The organism is Gordonia sp. N1V, from assembly GCF_029269935.1.
Lineage (GTDB): Bacteria > Actinomycetota > Actinomycetes > Mycobacteriales > Mycobacteriaceae > Gordonia > Gordonia polyisoprenivorans.
On record NZ_JARJDD010000006.1, the window covers coordinates 280925 to 301373 of the forward strand.

Here is a 20449-nt window from a genome sequence, read left to right on the forward strand (position 1 = left end):
CCCTCTCGTGCGCGGCGCAGGGGTGACGGAGGCGCCGCCGTTGGCTCCATGGCGAGCCTAGCGCCTGCGGCGCCGCCCGGCGATCAGTCGCGCGTGAGCTTGCGATGCGTGACCCGGTGGGGGCGCGCGGCGTCGGCGCCGAGGCGATCGACCTTGTTGGCCTCGTAGGCCTCGAAGTTGCCCTCGAACCAGAACCAGGTGCCCTCTTCGACGTTGCCCTCCCACGCGAGGATGTGGGTGCAGGTGCGGTCGAGGAACCAGCGGTCGTGGCTGATGACGACCGCGCAACCCGGGAATTGCTCGAGCGCGTTCTCCAGCGACGAGAGGGTCTCGACGTCGAGGTCGTTGGTCGGCTCGTCCAGCAGGATCAGGTTGCCGCCCTCCTTGAGGGTCAACGCCAGGTTGAGGCGGTTACGCTCACCACCGGAGAGGACCTCCGACCGCTTCTGCTGATCGGGGCCCTTGAATCCGAATGCCGACACGTACGCCCTCGACGGCATCTCGTTCTGGCCGACCTCGATGTAGTCCAGACCGTCGGAGACGACCTCCCACACCGACTTCTTGGGGTCGATGTTCGCGCGATTCTGATCGACGTAGCTGAGCTTGACCGTCTCGCCGACCTTGACGGTGCCCGAATCCGGCTTCTCCAACCCGACGATCGTCTTGAACAGCGTCGTCTTACCAACACCGTTCGGGCCGATCACACCGACGATACCGTTGCGGGGCAACGTGAACGACAGATCCTTGATCAGCACCCGACCGTCGAAGCCCTTGTCCAGATGCGAGACCTCCACGACGACGTCACCCAGCCGGGGCGGGGTGGGGATCTGGATCTCCTCGAAGTCGAGCTTGCGCGTCTTCTCCGCCTCGGCCGCCATTTCCTCGTAGCGCGCCAGACGTGCCTTGTTCTTGGTCTGGCGGGCCTTGGCACCCGAGCGGACCCAGGCCAGCTCCTCCTTGAGGCGCTTCTGCAGTTTCTGGTCTTTCTTGCCCTGGACCTCCAGACGCTCGGCCTTCTTCTCCAGATAGGTCGAGTAGTTGCCCTGATACGGGATCAACTTGCCGCGATCGACCTCGCAGATCCACTCCGCCACGTGATCGAGGAAGTAGCGGTCGTGGGTGACGGCCAGCACCGCACCCGGGTAGCTCGCCAGGAACTGCTCGAGCCACAACACGCTCTCGGCGTCGAGGTGGTTGGTCGGCTCGTCGAGCAGCAGCAGATCGGGCTTGCTCAGCAGCAGTTTGCACAGCGCGACGCGACGCCGCTCACCGCCGGAGAGATGGGTGACCGGCGAGTCCCCGGGCGGGCAGCGCAGGGCGTCCATCGCCTGCTCCAGCTGGGAGTCGAGATCCCAGGCGTCACCGTTGTCGAGGTCCTCCTGAAGCTTGCCCATCTCCTCCATGAGCTCGTCGGAGTAGTCGGTCGCGAGCAGCTCGGCGATCTCGTTGTAGCGGTCGAGCTTGACCTTGATCTCGCCCATCCCCTCCTCGACGTTCTGCTTGACCGTCTTCTCCTCGTTGAGGGGAGGCTCCTGCTGCAGGATGCCGACGGTCGCATCGGGGTCGAGGAAGGCCTCGCCGTTCGACGGCTGGTCGATGCCGGCCATGATCTTCAGGATCGACGACTTACCCGCGCCGTTCGGACCGACGACGCCGATCTTGGCACCCGGGAAGAACGACATCGTGACGTCATCGAGGATGACCTTGTCGCCGTGCGCCTTGCGCACCTTCTTCATGGTGTAAATGAACTCTGCCACGCGTGAGCCTCTCTACCAGTGGTTTTCGGGTCGTGGGGCCGACGAACTACTCGCGGTCTCATCTGCGGCGGGCGATCCCCGGGCGCGGAGAGAGCCGGGCCCTGACACAACGGTGAATCAGTCTAATCGCACCGGCCGGTCTGCCGTGTCGGCGCGTGCGAGGCAGGCGCGCCCGAGCCACCGGTGGCACCATCAATGAGTGCACGGCGACACCTCAGATACCGGCCGGCGCGCCCTTCGCGCCGGGTCGGCATCCGGACTGACCGACGTCGTCGCCATCCCCACGGCCGACTTCGAGATGGGCTCGGACCGCTTCTACGCCGAGGAGCGACCCGCCCACCCCCGCCACGTGGAGTCCTTTTCCCTCGAGGTTCACCCGGTGACCAACGCACAGTTCGCGGCGTTCGTCGCCGACACCGGCTACCGGACCGTCGCCGAGCGGCCACTCGACCCGGCAGACTTCCCGGGTGCCGACCCCGCCGAGCTCGTTCCCGGCGCAGTGGTGTTCACCCCGACCGACGGCCCCGTGGACCTCACCGACTGGCGCGCATGGTGGCGCTACGTGCCCGGTACATCGTGGCGCCATCCCCTCGGCCCCGACTCCGGGGTCGACGACCGGCTCGACCACCCGGTCACCCAGATCGCTTACGCCGATGCCGACGCGTACGCCCGGTGGGCCGGGCGCCGCCTGCCCACCGAGGCCGAGTGGGAATGCGCGGCCCGGGGCGGGCTCGACGGCCACGACTACGCGTGGGGCGACGAGCTCCACCCGGATGGCGCGGTCATGGCCAACACGTGGATCGGGCGATTCCCCTACCGCAACGAGGGCTGGGGCGGGACCAGCCCGGTCGGGTATTACCCACCGAATCCGTTCGGTCTGTTCGACATGATCGGCAACGTGTGGGAACGCACCGCCGAGGTGTTCACACCCCGCCACGTCCCGCCCGACATGTCGACGGTCACCGCCGGCGGACGGCAGAACCTGTTGGCGCCCAGCACTTCTCCCACTGTTCTTCGCGTCACCAAGGGTGGCTCACACCTGTGTTCACCCCAGTACTGTCGTCGATACCGACCTGCCGCACGCTCACCGCAATCCGACGACTCCGCCACCTCACACCTCGGCTTCCGCTGCGTCGCCTGACCCGATCGCCGACCGGCGGGAAGTAGTTGTCCACAGGGACGCTCCGGCGTGCGCCACAGAGCCCGATGGTCGGGCATGCTGATCGGGCAAGGACGGCGACCGCCGAGGGGACGGTCGCCGTCCTCACATCCGACCGGGATATACTTCCCAGGCCTTTCAGCCGCTCGCGGCCGAGGCACGCCTCCGTAGCTCAGGGGATAGAGCAGCTGCCTTCTAATCAGCTGGTCGCAGGTTCGAATCCTGCCGGGGGCACTGTGACATCCTCGCCGGCCTCCGGCCGGGTGTGCGCCCGCGGGAGCGGAACAGCGTCGGCCCCGTCCGCGTTACCCCGACATGACCGACGCCCCCTCCAACATCGTTGCCGCCCTTGCCCGCGTCCACGTCGACGATCTTGACGCAGCGCTGCCGTTGTATCGCGAACTCACCGGTGACGAGCCACACACTTTCGGGTTTCGAGACATCCGCCTCGCCACGGTCGGCGCGTTCCTGCTGATCGAGGGCGGCGATGAGCAGGTGCGCTCACGGACCGCGACCGTCATCGTCCGCGACATCGCGGTGGTGGAACGCACCGTCGCCGACCTCGGAGGCACTGTCCTCGAGGGGCCCGCATCCGCACCCAACGGTCCACGACTGATCGCCAGACATCCCGATGGAGCTGTTGTCGAGTACATCCAGTACGACTGACGCACCAGCACACCGGGTTGATCCAGCAGCAAGTTCCTTCGACGGCCATCGGCGCACCGCCCCATCACGTGTGCACAACCACCGTGAAGCATGGAACCGATCGGCCCCCTCGCCGCGTCCAATGCATCAGGTCGACCGACTCGACCGAACCACGACGCCGGAGGGTACCCATGACACCGCTCTCACACCTGCTGACGATGCTGCCCGACACCATCGAGCGCGTTTTCGGTGACGACGACGACACACTGTTCGGCATAGACCCGGACGAACTCGCCGGAATCTGCGCGGGTTGGCGAGAACGCGCCCGATTCGTCGCCGGCATTCCGTTCGACGGGTTGCAAGTCGACGGACCACCGACCCGGGTCACCACAGCCCTGCGCTCGCTGGCCGAACCCAGCCGCGCGGCCGCCGACTCGATCGCCGATCGCTTGCTGGCGATGAGCGTTGCGCTGCAGCAGTTCAGCGCCGATGCGCAGGCGAGTGACGCCGCGGCCGGACGCGCCTTCGACCTGTTGCCGCAACGCTGATGCGCCTGTCCATCTCCGCTGCCCGCGCTTGGCCGGTGGCCGACATCTCTGCGGCCGCAGACGCAGCCACCACTGCCGCGGGTGTTCTCGAGCAGGGACTCGACGTCGCGCTCGGCAGCGCACTTCGGCCAAGCGAGTGGCACGGCAAGACACATGACGCGGCCCTCGCCCGCCTGCGCCAGGAACACGATCACGCCTACGAGGTGCGAAATGTGTTGCAGCAGATCGCCGATGAAGCCGCCGATGCCCGGACAGACCTGGAGCAGGCACGCCGTGACCTACTCGCCGCCGTCGACGAGGCGAGGCGGCTCGGTTTCACCGTCACCGACGAGGGCGCGGTCTCCCATTCGCTGGCGACGAGATCGGCGGACGCCGCGGCGTTCGAGGCCCGGATACAGCAGGGTCTTCGGGTTCTCGACGAGGTCGACGAACTCTACGGCACCAGACTCGACGATCTGCGCGCCGATCTCGCCTCGATGATCCTGGGCCAGCCGGACGTGACGGTGCCAGGTCTGGGCACCATGGACCCGGATGCGATGGTTCGGACCCTGAACTCGCTCGACGTCGACCGGCGGCGCACTCTGCTCGCCCAGACCGATGCCGACGATCTGCGGCGGCTGATCCAGGCCGACCCCGAAACCATGGGAAACCTGAACGGCGTTCCCTTCGAGATGCGCGGTGTCGCCAATGAGATCAGCATCCGCAACGCGCTGGCCGGCGAGATCCGCACGCACGGCGTCGACACCGACCGCGCACGAATGCTGCAGTCCTTTCTCGAGCAGCGCAAGGCGCCGTATTCGTCGATCCAGGGCGACGCACCCAACGCCCCACTGACGGCGCACACCGAGCGCGTGTTCGTCTCCTTCACCGACGGTGACAACCCGCGGCTGGTCGAGATGGTCGGCGCGCTCACACCCACCACCCGCAACGCCACCGTCTACGTACCCGGTACCGGCACCAATGCGCGCGGCTACGGCGGTGGCAACTGGACAGCGGCCTACAACCTGGCGGAGCAGACGCGTGGTCCGGTGTTCATCTACCTCGACGGCGACTTTCCGCAAAACGTGGTCAACCCACCGCGGTTGCCGATCTCGACCAATCCCCTCGACCAGGTCAAGGCCTTGGCATCGGTCATCGACGACTCCGCCGTCGATCCGCAGTTCGCACTCGAGATGGCGCCGCGGCTGGTCGATTTCGGCCATGCCCTCGACGCCGAGATCGCCACGATCGCGCCGTCGGCTACGACGACCTACCTCGGGCACTCCTACGGCGGGACCATCGTGGGAACCGCCGATCAGCTCGGATTGCGCGCCGACAACGTCATTCACGCGTCGTCGGCCGGAACCGGCGTACTTGGGCCGGCGGCGACCAGTCCCGGTGTGCACCGGTACACCATCACCGCACCCTTCGACCCCATCATGATGTCGCGCCTCATACCCGACAACCCGCTCGGCGACAGCCCCGACCTGGCGGGCTACCAGCCTTTGTTCACCGGACGAGATGGCAACGGGGAGTGGCTGTTCGGACTGTCGGCGCACGGGTCGTACTTCAACGACCCCGAGTCGGACGCCTTCGCGGCGATGGTCGGGGTGATCACCGGGACACACCACACCAGCACTGAGACGCTCGCGGAGATCCTCGACAGGATCCGTGACGCGTCACAACCGACAATCGGTCCGGTGCCGCCGCTGCCCGGCAATGGCGGGCACGCGGGGCCACCGGGCACACCTCCCTCGCTCCCCACTCCCCTGATCCCCGATGTACCGCTGCGCATGTGGTGACTCGGGCCGGCCTGCGACGCTCCCTCTTCGTTGGCGAAACACACAGCTGCTGTACAGGTTTCACTGACAGCGGGCTCTCAGCGACGAGGCAGCGCGGACGCAGCAACGGCTCCTAGTTTCATCTCTGTCGGCATCGACGCCGACCATGATCGAAGGAGACAACTCATGCCAGGACAGCCCCGTCAGTTCGGTCCGCAGCGCCGCTTCGAGCCCCAGCCACGCCGCCGCCGCGTCCGCATCTGGGACTGGCGGACCTTCCGGTGGATCTGGGTGTGGCAGTGACCCGCACCGCCTGATCACTCCCGATCGGAAACCCGGCGCAAACCGCTTACCTCGCGCCGGGTTCCGACGCGTCGACGCGCATGAATCGTCGACGCGCGCCCGAACGCACTTCTTCCACGACACACTCGACGACCAGGTTGCGGAGTCCGATGAACACCCTCACTGCCATTCGACGATTCCTGCCCGCCATGCGCGGCCAGGGCACGCGATTCGCGTTCGCCGGCAGTCTCCTCGGGGTCGCCGCACTCTGCGAGATCGTCTCGGTCTTCGTCCTCGCCGACGTCATCGATGGAGCCCTCGACTCGCACAGTGTGTGGGACTTCGCTCGTCTTGCCGGTCTGTGGCTCGGACTGACCGCGGTGTCCACGGCCGGCGACTACTTCGGCCAGGTCGTCGCGGTGAGCGTCTCCGAGCAGGTGGTCCTTCGGCTGCGTGACCGGCTCTTCGCCCACGTCCAGCGGCTCCACCCGGTGCTGCATCGTCGACTCGGTCTCGGCAACCTCGTCAGTCGTCACTCCAGCGACCTCGAGGCCGTCGAATATCTCGTCGGGTCCGGGGTGATGCAGATCATCATCGCGATCTTCAACACCGTCGGCCTGGTGATCGCCGCGTTCCTCATGAGCTGGCAGGTCGCGGTGGTCGCGCTGGCCGCCGTCCCGATGTTGTGGGGTGTGTCCTCGGTCTTCGCCCGCCGCCAGATGGCGGTCACCCGCGACGAGCGGGGCGCCAACAGCGACATCTCCGACGCCGTCGAAACCGCGCTGGCCGGCCACGAGACCGCCGTCGCCTACAACCAGCAGAAGCGCGAACACCAAGTCCTGCATGCGCACGGACTGGCTTGGCGCGCAGCACGTCTCGCGCAGACCCGGGTCGAGGCGGGGTTCGGCGCGGTGATGGGCTTCGGCCAGGTGGTGGTCACCCTGGCCATCGCCGTCGCCGGCGTGTGGCAGGTTCGCCAAGGACATCTGAGCGTCGGCCAGCTGCTGGCGCTGACCGGTTACCTCGGTCTGCTCTATCCGAAGATGCAAGAGATCGCCGATGCCCGGCTCGCGATCGCCTCGGCCGTGGTCAGTGCCGAACGCGTCGCGGAGATCCTCGACCTCGAACCCGCCGAGCACGACGCATCCGACGCGCGGGACAGTTCCCCCACACCGGGCGCCGCACTGCCCGTGTCATTGCGCTCGGTCTCGCTGCAGCGCGGTGAGACCACCGTCCTCGACGAGGTATCGCTCGATCTGCGGCCGGGCCGGATTGTGGCCCTCATCGGCCCGAGCGGGGTGGGCAAAACCAGTCTCGCCTCACTGCTGTGCCGCTTCGAGCACCCTGACTCCGGAACGATCTGTCTCGGCGACGACGACTACGACACGCTGACCGGTACCCACATCCGCAGCCTGGTGACCTTGCTCCCCCAGACCCCGATCATCAAGGGCGCCAGCGTCGCCGACAACATCGCCTACGGCGCCCCGAACGCCGATCGCGCACAGATCGTGCGCGCGGCCGTCATCGCCGACGCCGACGCCTTCATCCGCGATCTCCCCGACGGCTACGACACCGTGCTCGACGACGGCGGCCTCACGCTGTCCGGTGGTCAACGCCAGCGCATCGCGATGGCACGAGCGATGGTCCGGGACACCCCGGTACTCATCCTCGACGAACCGACGTCGGGGCTCGACGACGCCAGCGTGTCGCGAATCCTGACGCCGCTACGGCGTATTGCGCAGGGCCGCACCACGTTGTTGATCACCCACGACCGCCGGGTCACCGCAATCGCCGACCGAGTCGTCGAACTCCGCGACGGCCACCTGCGCGATCGCTCCCCCTGGGTCGCCCCCGAGGACAGGATCGACGACTCTGCCGTGAGTGCGGAACGGACCGAGAACCTGGCGATCGCGCCGTTCGCCGGTTCACTCGCCGAGGGCACCCGTCTCTATGTGCCGGCGCTCGGCGGGCGTCGACACTGACCTGCCCGCGTCACGGCTCGCCGACGGCGGTCTCCCAACGCTGCCGGCGCTGGGCATCGGTCTGCTCCCACCACGGCGTACCGCGCTCGCCCAGAGCAACTTTCGCCGCCTGGACCCCGGCTCGCGCATCATCGGCTCCGCGGGTTCGTCGTACCTCGCGTCGCCACGCCATGAGGATGTGCTGAAGTTCTTCCCGCCGACCTGCGGGGATCAACGGATCCGTTGCGCGCCATCGGCGGCCGTTCACCACGATGTAGCGGCCGTCCGCGGTGTGCTCGACGTCGGCGGCTGCCCGCGGGGCGCGGTCGGTGTTCTGGCCCATGCCACCAGGGTGCCACCGCGATACTTGGCGCCGTTCGATGATATGCACTCACGCACATACTCACCTTGTTGCATAGCGCGTTGTTGCACTGCTACCGTGCACATGTGGCTCTGGAACACGCGATCATGGTGTCGTTGTCCGAACGGCCCGGCACCGGCTACGAGATCAGCCGCCAGTTCGACCGGTCGATCGGTCATTTCTGGTCGGCCACCCACCAGCAGATCTATCGCACGCTGCGCAAACTGCACGCGGACGGGCTGGTGAGTTACGAGCCGATCGTGCAGGACGGCAGGCCTGACAAGAAGGTCTATTCGTTGTCCGACGCCGGTCGATCGGCGTTGCGCGAGTGGGTCGCCACCCCGACCCCGATCCAGAAACTGCGAGACGATCTCGGCCTGAAGATCCGCGCCGCCGACGTGCCCGGCCTGCCCGATCTCATCACCGAACTCGAACGCCACCGCGAACTCCATGTGGCGCGACTGCACCTGTTCCAGTCCTTCGAGAAGGACGACTACCCCACCCCCGATCGCCTGACCGGCCGAAAGTTGCACCAATACCTCGTGCTCCGGGGTGGCGTGCGGATCGAAGAAGGATTCATCGACTGGTGCGACGAGGTCCTCACCGCACTGAAACGAGAACTCGACGCCTCGTCCTGACCGGGCATCCCCCAGATCACGAAGACCACAAGAACCGTGCCCCACTGCCGGCCCGCCGGCACCGACCGAAAGGTGACGCGATGTCAGCCCCATCCGCACAGCCCAATCCCCATTACCCGCGCCTGTTCGAACCACTGCAACTCGGCGGCGTCACCCTGACCAACCGTCTGATCATGGGCTCGATGCACACCGGGCTCGAGGACCGCCTGTGGGACACCGACAAATTGGCCGCCTACTACGCCGAGCGCGCCAAAGGCGGTGTGGGACTGATCATCACCGGCGGGTTCGGTACGTCGCGCACCGGTCTGCTGCTTCCCTTCGCGGGCAAGATGACCAACTACGCCGACGTCGCCCGGCACCGACGCATCACCGGTGCGGTTCATCGCGAGGGCGGCAAGATCGCGATGCAGCTCATTCATGCCGGGCGCTACGGATACACGCCATTGAAGGTGGCCGCGGGCTCCGAGCCCTCACCGATCCACCCCTTCAAACACCTCAAGATGACCGAACCGATCATCAAACACGTCATCCGCACGTTCGGTGCGTCGGCCAAGCTGGCCCGCCGCGCGGGATATGACGCCGTCGAGATCATGGGCGGTGAGGGGTATCTGATCAATCAGTTCCTGTGCCCGCACACCAACGATCGCACCGACCGGTGGGGTGGCACCACCGAGAACCGACAGCGTTTCCTCGTCGAGATCATCACCGAGATGCGTCGCCAGGTCCCCCGTGACTTCCCGATCATCCTGCGCCAGTCCATCGCCGACTTCGTCAAGGGTGGACAGACGTGGGACGAGATCGCGCTGATGGCCCGCAAGGCCGAACAACTCGGAGTCGACGCGATCAACACCGACATCGGCTGGCATGAGGCCGGAGTCCCGACGATCGTGACCTCGGTACCGCGCGGTGCCTTCGTCAAGTTCACCGAGCGCCTGCGCGACGAGGTGAGCATCCCGCTCATCGCCAGTAACCGCATCAACACCCCCGAACTGGCCGAGGAGATCCTCGAACGCGGCCGGGTGGACGCGATCTCGATGGCACGACCGATGCTGTCCGACCCGGACTTCGCCGACAAGGCGCGCACCGGCCGTGCCGACGAGATCAACACCTGCATCGGCTGCAATCAGGCATGTCTGGATCACGCCTTCGTCGGCAAGAAGGTGTCATGCCTACTCAATCCCCGCGCCGGCCGCGAGACGACGCTGACTCTCGGGGCCACCCGACTCGCCCAGCGCATCGCGGTGATCGGCGCAGGTCCGGCCGGCCTGTCGGCTGCGGTGTCGGCGGCCAAGCGTGGCCATCGGGTCGAACTGTTCGAGGCCGGTGAATCGGTCGGAGGCCAGTTCTCGATCGCGGCGCGCATTCCCGGCAAGGAGGAGTTCAACGAGACGTTGCGCTACTTCACCCGTGAACTCGAGATCAACAATGTGACAGTGCATCTCAACACTCGGGTGTCCGCGCAGGACATCATCGCCAAGGGCTTCGACGAGGTGATCATCGCCACCGGTGTCACCCCACGCATGCCCGCCATCCCCGGCGTCGACCACCCGATGGTCGTCTCCTACGCCGATGCCGTGCTCGGACACCGTGAGATCGGCAAGCGCGTGGCCGTGATCGGTGCCGGCGGAATCGGATTCGACGTCACCGAGTTCCTCACGGTCGATGAGTCACCCACGCTGAATCTCAAGGAATGGGAGCAGGAGTGGGGTGTCAGCGAGGATCTGAGCAAGCCGGGCTTCGTCACCAAGCCGCGTCCGCTGCCCGCGGTGCGCGAGGTCTACCTAGTGCAGCGCAAACCCGGCCGACAGGGCAAGACACTGGGGAAGACCACCGGCTGGGTACACCGCGCGACGGTGAAAATGAAAGGCGTCGAACAGATCTCGGGTGCCACCTATGACCGTATCGATGATGCGGGCCTGCACCTGAGCTTCCGGGAAGATGACGGCACCGTCCGCGAGACACGCCTGCTCGAAGTCGACAACGTCGTCATCTGCGCCGGACAGGAATCGGTCCGCGACCTCGTCGATCCGTTGACGGTGGCCGGCGTGCGGACCCACGTCATCGGTGGCGCCGACGTCGCCGCGGAACTCGACGCGAAACGAGCCATCAGGCAGGGCACCGAGGTGGCCGCCGGCATCGGCTGACCGCGCCGGCCGAGCGACTCCGGCTGCCCAAGGCCCGTACCCGTACCGACGGCGCCCGACGCCGTCGGTACGGGGCATCTGGATACGATCGACGGCATGGGAGTACCTGTGCCGTCCGAATCCGCCCGCGCCGTCGTGACGGGCGCCTCGTCCGGTATCGGGATGGCTCTTGCCCGTGCCCTGGCACGACGCGGCCACGCGCCGATCCTGGTGGCACGACGTGGCGAGGTCCTCGAGGAACTCGCCGAGGAGCTCCGAGCCGATCACGGGGTGACCGCCGAGGTGCGCCCCACCGATCTCTCCGATCCGACCGCGGTGGCGATCCTCGCCGCCGAGCTCGCCGACCGGGAGATCTCGATCCTGGCCAACAACGCGGGCATCGCGACCTTCGGGCCGGTCGCCGAACTCGATGCCGCCTACGAACGCGCCCAGGTTCGCTTGAACGTCAATGCCGTCCACGACCTGACCCTGGCCGTCCTGCCCGGCATGGTGGCACGCCGCGCCGGCGGCATCCTGATGGTCGGTTCCGCCGCCGGCAACATGCCGATCCCGAACAACGCGACCTACGCGGCGACCAAGGCATTCGTGAACACCTTCAGCGAATCACTGCGCGGTGAGGTCTCCATCCACGGCGTGCATGTCACGCTCCTCGCTCCCGGCCCGGTGCGGACCGAGATCCCCTCACCCGAGGACGCATCCGTGGTCGACCGATTGGTTCCCGGTTTTCTCTGGCACTCCAGCGACAAGGTCGCCGAGATGAGCCTGAATGCGCTGGAACACAACAAGATGCGTGTCGTCCCGGGCACGTTGTCGAAGGCCATGTCGGTGGCCGGGGGCTATACCCCGCGCGCTGTGGTCGCACCGATCGTGGGCACGTTCTACCGCAAGCTCGGCGAGGGCTGATCGCGCCGCCGGGGAGACCGTAGAGGTCCGCTATCGCCGACGCCGCCCGGTACCGAAGATCGCACGACTGAACTCGCGACCGGCCGCGGTGGCTGCAGATCGCAGGAAGCTCTGCATCGGCTTGCTGGTCAGCACCTCGGTGAGGATGCCCGGCTCCTCGGGCTGCGGAGCCGGCACGGGCGCCGGCGCCGGGGCATCCGGGGACTCACCCGGCGCGAGCGTCTTGGCGGTCAGTTTCTCGTAGGCGGATTCACGATCGATCGATTGACCGTACTTGGCGTACAGCGGACTCGCCTTGGCCGCGGCCGTGATGCCTTCGGCACCAACGGCATCCATCGACGAGCGCGGCGCGCGGATGACGGTCCAGGCGACCGGTGTGGGAGCGCCCTTCTCGGACAGGACGGTGACGATCGCCTCACCGGTACCGAGCGACGTCAGGGCCTGGTCGAGCTTGTACACCTCCGAGACCGGATAGGTCTTGACCGTCTTGGTCAGTGCCTTCTGATCGTCGGGGGTGAACGCGCGCAACGCATGCTGTATGCGCGCACCGAGCTGTGAGAGCACCTCGTTGGGGATGTCGGTGGGCAGCTGCGAGCAGAAGAAGACGCCGACGCCCTTGGAACGGATGAGCTTCACCGTCTGCACCACCTGATCCTTGAACGCCTTGGAGGCATCGTCGAACAGCAGATGGGACTCGTCGAAGATGAAGACGAGCTTCGGTTTGTCCAGATCGCCGACCTCGGGCAGGAATTCGAAGAGATCGGCGAGGATCCACATCAGGAAGGTCGAGAACAAGGCCGGGCGGGCGGCCTGGGCGCCGAGTTCGAACAGGGTCACGATCCCGCGACCGTCCGGTGCGGTGCGCAGCAGATCGGCCGGCTCGATTTCGGGTTCCCCGAAAAAGGTGTCCCCGCCGTCGGCTTCGAGGTTGCTCAGGGCGCGCAGGATGACGCCCGCGGTCTGCGTGGACACCCCGCCGATCGCTTTCAGCTCCGGCTTGCCCTCGTCGCTGGTCAGATAGGCGATCACCGCGCGCAGGTCCTTCAGATCGAGCAGCGGCAGACCCTTGCCGTCGGCCCAGTGGAAGATCAAGCCCAGCACCGACTCCTGGGTGTCGTTGAGGCCGAGCACCTTGCTCAGCAGGATCGGGCCGAAGGAGGTGATGGTGGCACGCACCGGGACACCGATCCCGGTCGAGCCGAGCGAGGTGAATTCGACCGGACAACCCGACGGCTGCCAGTCGTCGCCGGTTTGCGCGGCGCGGGCGGTGATCTTCTCGTTAGCGCTACCCGGATTGCTCAGTCCGGAGAGGTCGCCCTTGATGTCGGCCATCACCACCGGCACCCCGTTGGCCGACAGTTGCTCGGCGATCAGCTGCAACGTCTTGGTCTTACCGGTCCCGGTGGCGCCGGCGACCAATCCGTGGCGGTTCATCATCGACAGCGGGATACGCACGTGCGCGTCACTGACGACGGTGCCGTCGACGCTGACCGTTCCGAGTTCGAGCGCTGCGCCGGAAAACGCATAACCTGCGGCGATGGATGCGGCGGACTGGGCGGGATCGGTCACTGTCGGGTCCTCTCGGGTACACAACGGGGGTTCTCCGACGCTCCGGTGAGAGCCGGGGCCGCAGACCATCACAAATGCACCGATCACGATAGTCGCCTCGGTTCCGGGTGGTCGGCATCTGCGGTTGGCTAAGGTTGACGGGTGCAGGACAAATTGGTGTGGATCGATTGCGAAATGACCGGACTCGAACTCGGATCGGACAAGTTGATCGAGATCGCGGCGCTGGTCACCGACGGTGACCTCAACATCCTCGGCGACGGCGTCGACGTCGTGATTCACGCCGACGACGACGCTCTCGCCGCGATGCCCGAGGTGGTGCAGAAGATGCACGCCGCCTCCGGCCTCACCGAGGAGGTCCGGCGCTCCACCGTCACGCTGGCCGAAGCCGAGAAGCTGGTGCTCGATTACCTACGGACCCAGATCTCCGCATCCGGTGCGGTCCCCCTCGCCGGCAACTCGATCGCCACCGACCGCGGGTTCATTGCCCGTGACATGCCCGACCTGGACAGCTTTCTGCACTACCGGATGGTCGACGTCAGCTCGATCAAGGAACTGTGCCGTCGCTGGTACCCGAAGATCTACTTCGGCCAACCGGAGAAGGGCCTCGCCCACCGCGCCCTGGCAGACATCCGTGAGTCGATCCGCGAACTCGCGTATTACCGAGCCGCAGCCTTCGTCGCGGCCCCCGGCCCCGACACCGATCGACTCCACCAGATCGTCGCCGATCTCGGCCCGGCCTGACTGCCACCCACCCGAATGCCCAGGTGAGAAAGCGATTGGTCTCGGCGCCGTCGATTCGCTAGAGTATGACCCTGGCTCTGGAACCCGGCGAGCGATCCTTGGTTCCCGACGCCGATGGTGGATGTAGTTCAGTTGGTAGAGCACCAGGTTGTGATCCTGGCTGTCGCGGGTTCGAGTCCCGTCATCCACCCCGAAACGAGAGCCGGAGTTGCCTGCCAACTCCGGCTCTCGCCGTTTCCGCACCGAGAAGAGCAGGGCACAATGGATGCCGTGACCGAGCCGGCGTCTGTACCCACGCTGCGCGCCACCACCCCGTCCGCACCCTTCTCGCCGGCTGCCCCGTGTCCTTCGTCTCCGACGCGCTGGGGCGATCGTGACCAACGGCGCGCCGACATCCTCACCGCCGGTCGTCGCCTGTTGGACGGCGGCGGATACTCCGCGTTGCGTATGCGTGAGGTGGCCAAGGGCGCCGGGATATCCCTCGGTGCCGTCTACCGGTACTACCCCAACAAGGAGAGCCTCTTCGTCGCGCTGCATACCCGCCACCTTGCGGCGATGATGGACGACCTCGACGAACAGCTGCGGCAATCAACGGGATTCGTCGAGGCCTTCACCCATTTCGCCGCCGCCTACCGCACCGGATTCCTCGCCTTCGGCCGCGACTTCGACGCGCAGAACGTGATCAATGACGACGCCCGGGTTCCCGCAGAACTCGTCGACGATCTCCGTGCGGCCATCGCCCGTATCCTGCGAGCCCTGCACGACACGCTCACCCGGTTCGGCTATACCGGTGACCCCGATCGCGCGATGACCCTGCTGTGGGCGTCGGTCAGCGGACTGGCCAATCACTACGCCACCGCCAGAGCAGAATTCGTCACGGTCGACTGGGACGCCGCCGTCTCGTTCGCCATCTCCACGTTGGCGTGCGGCCTCGGCCTCGACCCGGCCCGCAGCTGAACGGCACGTTCAGAAGGTGTGCTCGGCCCCCCAGCCGATGGTTCGCACGATGGTGTCGGTGACCATCTTGACCGAGGGCACCTGCGGGCTCTCCTGCACGTAGTGGAGGCAGATCGCGACCAGTGCGGCCATCAGCAACGCTCCGGCGGCCTCCGGATCGACACGATCGTCCAGTAACCCCGCATTACGGCAGCGAAAGAGGTAGTCGGCGAGAATCTGCGCGAGACGGGAGAACGCTCCGGTGATGAACTGCAGTGCAGCCGAATCGATCCCGGAGGTGTCGAGGATGACGCTTGCGAGTCGTGCGCCCCGTTCCTCGGCATACATCGCCACCCGCGCGACCAGATGGGTGAGATCGGCGACCATACCCGCATGCGAGGAAGGGATCGGCGTCACCATGGCGACCAGTCCCCCGACGATCAGCAGTTCGCGGTCGAGCACCTGCTGCAGGCATTCGCGGCGATTGTCGAAGTAGTTGTAGAAGGTGCCGTATCCCAGCCCCGCGGTGGCAGCCACATCGGCCGGGCGGACCCGTCGGTAACCCTGCACGGCGTACAGCTCGAGTGCCGCGTCGAGCAGGCGTGACCGTCGGTCGTGCGGGTGGTACACGGCCAGGTCCACGCGGCGTTGTTCGCTCGTGAGCTCCGTCAAAGCCTTGTCGAGCGACTCGATTTCGGGTTCACCGAAATCGGGGATCAAGCCTCGACGCAGCACGGCGTCGCAGGTCGCGGCAAACGCATCCCGGGTGGTGCGGTTCGGGGTCGGCGCCGAGAGCGGCGAGGCGGTCACCATCGCCACCAACACGACCAGCAGGGTTCGGGCGACGAGGTCGACGGAATTCGGGTCGGCGACGATCCACCCATGTTCGACGGCTCGGCGGATGCCGTCGCCGATCCTGTCGACCGCCATCGCCTCGAGTCCGAGGATGCGGTGCCGGATCTCGACATCGTTCGAACTACATTGGGAAACAATGAACTTCAGGACACGCGGCTGCGTGTCGACGAGTTCGAACCCACGCTGGACGATGATCTGCACCAGATCCACCGTCTGTGCGCGATCCTCGGGGAGCTGTGCGAGCGAGTCCGGGTCGATCGCCGACATGAGGGTGACCACCGCCTCGTCGAAAGCGGTATCGAAGATCTCCTGTTTGTCGGCGAAGTGCTGGTACACGGCACCGGTACTGATGCCGGCACGCCGGGCTATCGCCGAGACACTCGCCGCGTCGTACCCGTCCTCGCACAGAATGTCGAAGGCGGCCGCAGAGATGCGCTCACGCGCGGGCCGTGAATCCCGATGAGTCTTGTCCGCCTTCGTGTGTGCGGTCATCGACCCTGACGCCACCGCTGGATCTCGGCACCCATCTCGGTTGCGGGCGGACGGCCATCGATCCACTCCCGGATGATTGCGCCCCAGCGATTGGTCGCGTCGAGCTGTCCGAGAAGACCACACACGGCCAGGTCGGTACGACGCGAGAAAATGTGGTCGGTGGGCAACGCGGTGTGGCGGGTGGTGCTCAGATGCGCGGCACCCGGGACGAACAACGACGTGACGGCACGGCGCGCAACGTCTTTCGTGATCGTCACCTGATCCTCCGTCAGAAACCAAAATCCGATGTCGCTCATCATCGAGACGATGTCCGCCTCACCGACCGATCCGGCAGTGGCCATACCCAGGTCCCGGCAGTCGCGGTACGCATCATGGTATCGCCCCTCGATGAGCGCGCGTAGTACTCGTGTCTGGTCGGCGAGCGACTCCGCCGACATCCGAACGTAGAGCCCGAAGTCGATGAAACCCAGCCGGCCGTCGGGCAGACCGAGCACGTTTCCCGGGTGCGGGTCGGCGCAGAACTCCCCTCTCTCGTAGACCCCACCTCCGTAGAAGCGGTAGATCGCTTCTGCCGCGTGCTCCGCACGGTCGCGATCCCCGGAGGCGATGTCGGCGAATTGCACACCATCGAAGAACTCACTTACCATCACCCGCGCCGTACTCATCTCGGGGAACACGCGCGGCACCTTCCAGCACGGATGATCGACACACAGAGACCACGCCCTCGCCTGGTTACCGGCCTCGGCGATGTAGTCGCACTCACGCGCGACCTCGACGGCGATCGCGTCGATGATCGCGTCGAGATTCAGACCCGGCATCACCGGGCCGCCCACCTTTGCGAAGAGCTTGAGGTTCTTGAGGTCGGCGCGCACCGCGGAATCGATCCCGGGGTACTGCACCTTCACCACGACCGGCATCGTGCCGTCGAGCATCGCGAAATGGACCTGGCCGAGTGAGGCGGCCGCGAGCGGTTCGGGGTCGATATCCAGTCGGCGCAGACCGCGGCCGAGCTCGCGGGCGAGCACCTTCTCGATGGCCGACCACTCCATCGGCACCACCCCATCGAACAGTGGCGCCAGACGGGCCGCGAACTCGTCGCGCGTCGTCCGGTTGGACAGGCCGAAATCGAACATCGCGATGATCTGTCCGATCTTGAGCGCGGCACCCTTCATCGGGCCGAGTACTCGCACCAGATCGTCGGCGAGCGACAGAATGGCGTCGTCACGCCTGCGCACATTCGCGTCGGCGCTCCGCAGCGGCGCCGTGGCACGCGTTGTCGTTGTTCGCACCGTGTGACCGACCATCATTCGCCCGAGACTGTTGGCCCGCCGCAGGCGCCCCGCAGAGTCGCTCACCGGGCCGCTCCGCCGCCCGGCACCTGTGTCAGATGTCTCGCACCGCACTTCATGTGAATACATCTATCATTCTCCGACGTTGATGTGGACGAGTGTGGACCAACGCACAATCACCAATTGGTGACACTCAGTTCATTGCTAAGCGCGAAACAACTAGCCTCTCCGTCAGTACACGTCACTCCTGAACGGGAGTTCCATTCTTCGCGCTACACGGCTTTGATGAACCGGTTTGCGATAACACCATGGTGCGGTACTGTGCCTGACAGTCAGTTCAGCAGCGAGGCTCCGCACTGACGACCGTTGTTCGTGACGAACAACCACGCCGTCGTCACCTGGAGGGGAGGTGACGACGGCGCCTCACGAACCGCCGCCCGGCTCCGACCACACCGTCCGCATCCGGACCGATCAACGCCGATTCGTTGTTGTTCACTTTCATGCCCTAATCTGCGGCGCATGCTCGAGGACTTGAACAAGGCGGCCAAGAAGGTCGGCCTCAGTGTCGCCCCCGGTAAGAAGAAGGACCTCTACTCGGTGCGAAAGGTCAAAAACGGCAAGCTCGTGGCGAAGAACATCAGCCCCGACGAGGTCAAGGCACTGATCAAGGACCGTAAGTAGGACCTTGTCCTCGGCACTTCCCCAATAATCCGTAATCACGTAATATCGTGATTGCGAGGTTCGCCGTCGAGGGAGTGCCATGAAGAGCGCGATCATCATCACCGTCGTCACGATCGTCACGGTTCTACTGACCGAACTGACGGCTACCACCGATCGGCCGCTCGCACACGCCGACACCCCGCTCACCGACTGCCCGAGCACCACCACGTCGGATACCTCCACCATTCCCGGCTGGCTCGGCTACATCGCCGAGCACCGCACCGATGTCGCCCTGGACCTGCAGACCCTCACCGGCGAGCGGATCGCTCTCAACTCCGGCACCCGGTTCCCGACCGCCTCGGCGATCAAAATCGTCCATCTCGCCGCCTACGCCGCTGCGGTCGAGGCAGATCGCGTGAACCCGCAGGACACCGTCGACGTCGGACAGTGGCAACGGTGGTACTTTCCCCTCGACGGTGGTGCACACCGAGAGGCGTTGCGCTACCTGGGAATCCCGCACACCGACAACGGAATCGCCCTCGATCCGAGCCGGCGGGTGACCTATGCCCAACTGGCCGACGTGATGATCCGCTTCTCCGACTCCGCAGCACCGGACCTGCTTCGCGCACACCTCGGTGACGACGCGCTGCGGTCGGTGATGGATCGGTATGGCATCGACGGGCCCGTTCCCAGCCTGCTCGGCATGTACCTCGGCGTGGTCGACCCGGAGCTGCAGACCCCGGCCGACCAGGACCGGGCCGCCCGTCGGTTTCACGACGACCCGGCGGTCGCCGCGTCGTATTGGGCACGGCTGGCCTCTGTCGACCGATCCGGCACCACTCAGGCCGCGTCATCGATCACCGCGACGGCGTCGTCATTGACCTCGTTGGCGTCGGCGATCGCCGACGGCAGCTTCGGGCCCGGGTCGGCGCGCGCCCGCGGCGTGCTCGAATTCCAGGGCCGCCAACCCGACGGGTCGATCCTGGGCTTCAAGGGCGGCAGCCTGCCGGGAGTGCTCACCGAGGTCTTCGAGTATCACGCCCCCGATGGCCGGATCGCGGTCGGAACGATGATGGTACGCAACATGTCTCGCGACGCGCAGGACCGCGATCACTTCACCCACCAGCGCCTGCTCCTCGACGCCCTGACCGATCCTGCGATCTCCGCCGCGCTACGGTGCGTGGTGTGAGCGACGACCTCCGATCCGTGGTGCAGGCGTTGACCGACCGCGTCGAACGCCTCGAAGCCCTCGTCGGGAACGACGAACGTCGTGGCCCGGAGGTCGGCGGCACCGACCCGACGACGGGGGCCGGCTCCACCGCGCCGGCGGGGAGCGCGCCCCCCTCGGACGGCGCGCTGCACGAGAACACGGTTTCCTATCAAGGCAGCGTCGACCTGGCCGGACCCATCCGATGGCGGATCGGCTACGACGCGGCCGCGATCCTGGACCTCCCCGCCGCCACCACGGCGGAGGTGTTCGCGGCGATGGGGCACCCCAGCCGCCTGGAGATCCTCCGAATCCTGTTGCGCCGCAACGCATCGGTGGCCGAACTCCAGGCCGCCGGGGACTTCGGGACCTCAGGGCAGCTCTATCATCACCTGAAGATCCTCACCGCGGCGTCACTGGTGGTGAAAGTGGGACGAAACGAGTACGGCATCGCTGCCACCCACGTCGTCCCGATCCTGGTCGCCCTGCTGAGCGCCGGGGACATCAGCGGCGTGCTGTGAACCCCACCTCCGCACATCGCG

18 protein-coding genes and 2 tRNA genes are annotated in these 20449 nt (G+C 66.4%); 15 read left to right on the top strand and 5 right to left on the bottom strand.

Annotation, left to right across the window (positions count from 1 at the left end; translation table 11 throughout):
* Window positions 1-83: 83 nt before the first annotated feature.
* Window positions 84-1757 (bottom strand): energy-dependent translational throttle protein EttA, encoded by a 1674-nt coding sequence (gene ettA, locus P3L18_RS10925; protein WP_006371236.1) that lies wholly within the window; start codon window positions 1755-1757, stop codon window positions 84-86.
* Between the two features lie 199 nt (window positions 1758-1956).
* Here ettA and P3L18_RS10930 point away from each other — a divergent pair, with 199 nt between their 5' ends.
* From P3L18_RS10930 to P3L18_RS10955, 6 genes are all read left to right on the top strand, one after another.
* Window positions 1957-2898, top strand: a complete 942-nt coding sequence (locus P3L18_RS10930) for a formylglycine-generating enzyme family protein (protein ID WP_020171582.1) — start codon at window positions 1957-1959, stop codon at window positions 2896-2898.
* 179 nt (window positions 2899-3077) lie between these two features.
* A tRNA-Arg gene (locus P3L18_RS10935) sits at window positions 3078-3150 on the top strand.
* Between the two features lie 81 nt (window positions 3151-3231).
* On the top strand, window positions 3232-3582 hold the full coding sequence (locus tag P3L18_RS10940) for a hypothetical protein (RefSeq protein ID WP_079929411.1): 351 nt from the start codon (window positions 3232-3234) through the stop codon (window positions 3580-3582).
* 170 nt (window positions 3583-3752) lie between these two features.
* Window positions 3753-4109 (top strand): hypothetical protein, encoded by a 357-nt coding sequence (locus P3L18_RS10945; protein ID WP_014359702.1) that lies wholly within the window; start codon window positions 3753-3755, stop codon window positions 4107-4109.
* On the top strand, window positions 4109-5890 hold the full coding sequence (locus P3L18_RS10950; RefSeq protein ID WP_043456401.1) for an alpha/beta hydrolase: 1782 nt from the start codon (window positions 4109-4111) through the stop codon (window positions 5888-5890). The genes P3L18_RS10945 and P3L18_RS10950 overlap by 1 nt, the downstream gene beginning before the upstream one ends.
* Before the next feature lie 431 nt (window positions 5891-6321).
* Window positions 6322-8133 carry an ABC transporter ATP-binding protein gene (locus P3L18_RS10955; protein WP_079929409.1) on the top strand — a complete coding sequence of 604 codons (1812 nt, stop codon included), beginning with the start codon at window positions 6322-6324 and terminating at the stop codon, window positions 8131-8133.
* Between the two features lie 10 nt (window positions 8134-8143).
* On the opposite strand, the gene P3L18_RS10960 is transcribed toward P3L18_RS10955, so the two are convergent.
* On the bottom strand, window positions 8144-8455 hold the full coding sequence (locus P3L18_RS10960) for a hypothetical protein (protein WP_006371230.1): 312 nt from the start codon (window positions 8453-8455) through the stop codon (window positions 8144-8146).
* 104 nt (window positions 8456-8559) lie between these two features.
* On the opposite strand from P3L18_RS10960, the gene P3L18_RS10965 reads away from it, so the two are divergent.
* From P3L18_RS10965 to cmrA, 3 genes are all read left to right on the top strand, one after another.
* Window positions 8560-9111: a PadR family transcriptional regulator gene (locus tag P3L18_RS10965; RefSeq protein ID WP_276114072.1), complete on the top strand. Its 552-nt coding sequence runs from the start codon at window positions 8560-8562 to the stop codon at window positions 9109-9111.
* Window positions 9112-9191: 80 nt separating this feature from the next.
* On the top strand, window positions 9192-11255 hold the full coding sequence (locus P3L18_RS10970) for an NADPH-dependent 2,4-dienoyl-CoA reductase (RefSeq protein WP_079929408.1): 2064 nt from the start codon (window positions 9192-9194) through the stop codon (window positions 11253-11255).
* 96 nt (window positions 11256-11351) lie between these two features.
* On the top strand, window positions 11352-12158 hold the full coding sequence (gene cmrA / locus P3L18_RS10975; protein ID WP_020171589.1) for a mycolate reductase: 807 nt from the start codon (window positions 11352-11354) through the stop codon (window positions 12156-12158).
* Between the two features lie 30 nt (window positions 12159-12188).
* On the opposite strand, the gene P3L18_RS10980 is transcribed toward cmrA, so the two are convergent.
* Window positions 12189-13727 (bottom strand): helicase HerA-like domain-containing protein, encoded by a 1539-nt coding sequence (locus tag P3L18_RS10980; RefSeq protein ID WP_276114073.1) that lies wholly within the window; start codon window positions 13725-13727, stop codon window positions 12189-12191.
* A 141-nt stretch (window positions 13728-13868) separates the two neighbouring features.
* On the opposite strand from P3L18_RS10980, the gene orn reads away from it, so the two are divergent.
* The 3 genes from orn to P3L18_RS10995 all read left to right on the top strand — a co-directional run bounded on the left by orn (window position 13869) and on the right by P3L18_RS10995 (window position 15425).
* The gene (orn, locus tag P3L18_RS10985; RefSeq protein ID WP_006371225.1) at window positions 13869-14468 is read left to right on the top strand and encodes an oligoribonuclease; all 600 of its coding nucleotides are present in this window, start codon (window positions 13869-13871) and stop codon (window positions 14466-14468) included.
* Between the two features lie 117 nt (window positions 14469-14585).
* Window positions 14586-14658: transfer RNA gene (locus tag P3L18_RS10990), tRNA-His, on the top strand.
* A gap of 80 nt (window positions 14659-14738) precedes the next feature.
* Window positions 14739-15425 carry a TetR/AcrR family transcriptional regulator gene (locus tag P3L18_RS10995; RefSeq protein WP_172398779.1) on the top strand — a complete coding sequence of 229 codons (687 nt, stop codon included), beginning with the start codon at window positions 14739-14741 and terminating at the stop codon, window positions 15423-15425.
* 9 nt (window positions 15426-15434) lie between these two features.
* On the opposite strand, the gene P3L18_RS11000 is transcribed toward P3L18_RS10995, so the two are convergent.
* Together P3L18_RS11000 and P3L18_RS11005 are read right to left on the bottom strand one after the other, a co-directional pair.
* The gene (locus tag P3L18_RS11000) at window positions 15435-16751 is read right to left on the bottom strand and encodes a TetR/AcrR family transcriptional regulator (protein ID WP_276114074.1); all 1317 of its coding nucleotides are present in this window, start codon (window positions 16749-16751) and stop codon (window positions 15435-15437) included.
* Window positions 16748-18106 (bottom strand): AarF/ABC1/UbiB kinase family protein, encoded by a 1359-nt coding sequence (locus tag P3L18_RS11005; RefSeq protein ID WP_276114075.1) that lies wholly within the window; start codon window positions 18104-18106, stop codon window positions 16748-16750. Before P3L18_RS11005 ends, P3L18_RS11000 begins: the two co-directional genes overlap by 4 nt.
* A 453-nt stretch (window positions 18107-18559) precedes the next feature.
* On the opposite strand from P3L18_RS11005, the gene P3L18_RS11010 reads away from it, so the two are divergent.
* The 3 genes from P3L18_RS11010 to P3L18_RS11020 all read left to right on the top strand — a co-directional run bounded on the left by P3L18_RS11010 (window position 18560) and on the right by P3L18_RS11020 (window position 20428).
* Window positions 18560-18721 (top strand): hypothetical protein, encoded by a 162-nt coding sequence (locus P3L18_RS11010; protein ID WP_006371221.1) that lies wholly within the window; start codon window positions 18560-18562, stop codon window positions 18719-18721.
* 79 nt (window positions 18722-18800) lie between these two features.
* Window positions 18801-19889, top strand: coding sequence for a serine hydrolase (locus P3L18_RS11015; RefSeq protein ID WP_276114076.1), 1089 nt, complete (start codon window positions 18801-18803; stop codon window positions 19887-19889).
* Window positions 19886-20428, top strand: a complete 543-nt coding sequence (locus P3L18_RS11020) for a helix-turn-helix domain-containing protein (protein WP_079929413.1) — start codon at window positions 19886-19888, stop codon at window positions 20426-20428. Before P3L18_RS11015 ends, P3L18_RS11020 begins: the two co-directional genes overlap by 4 nt.
* Window positions 20429-20449 lie beyond the last annotated feature (21 nt).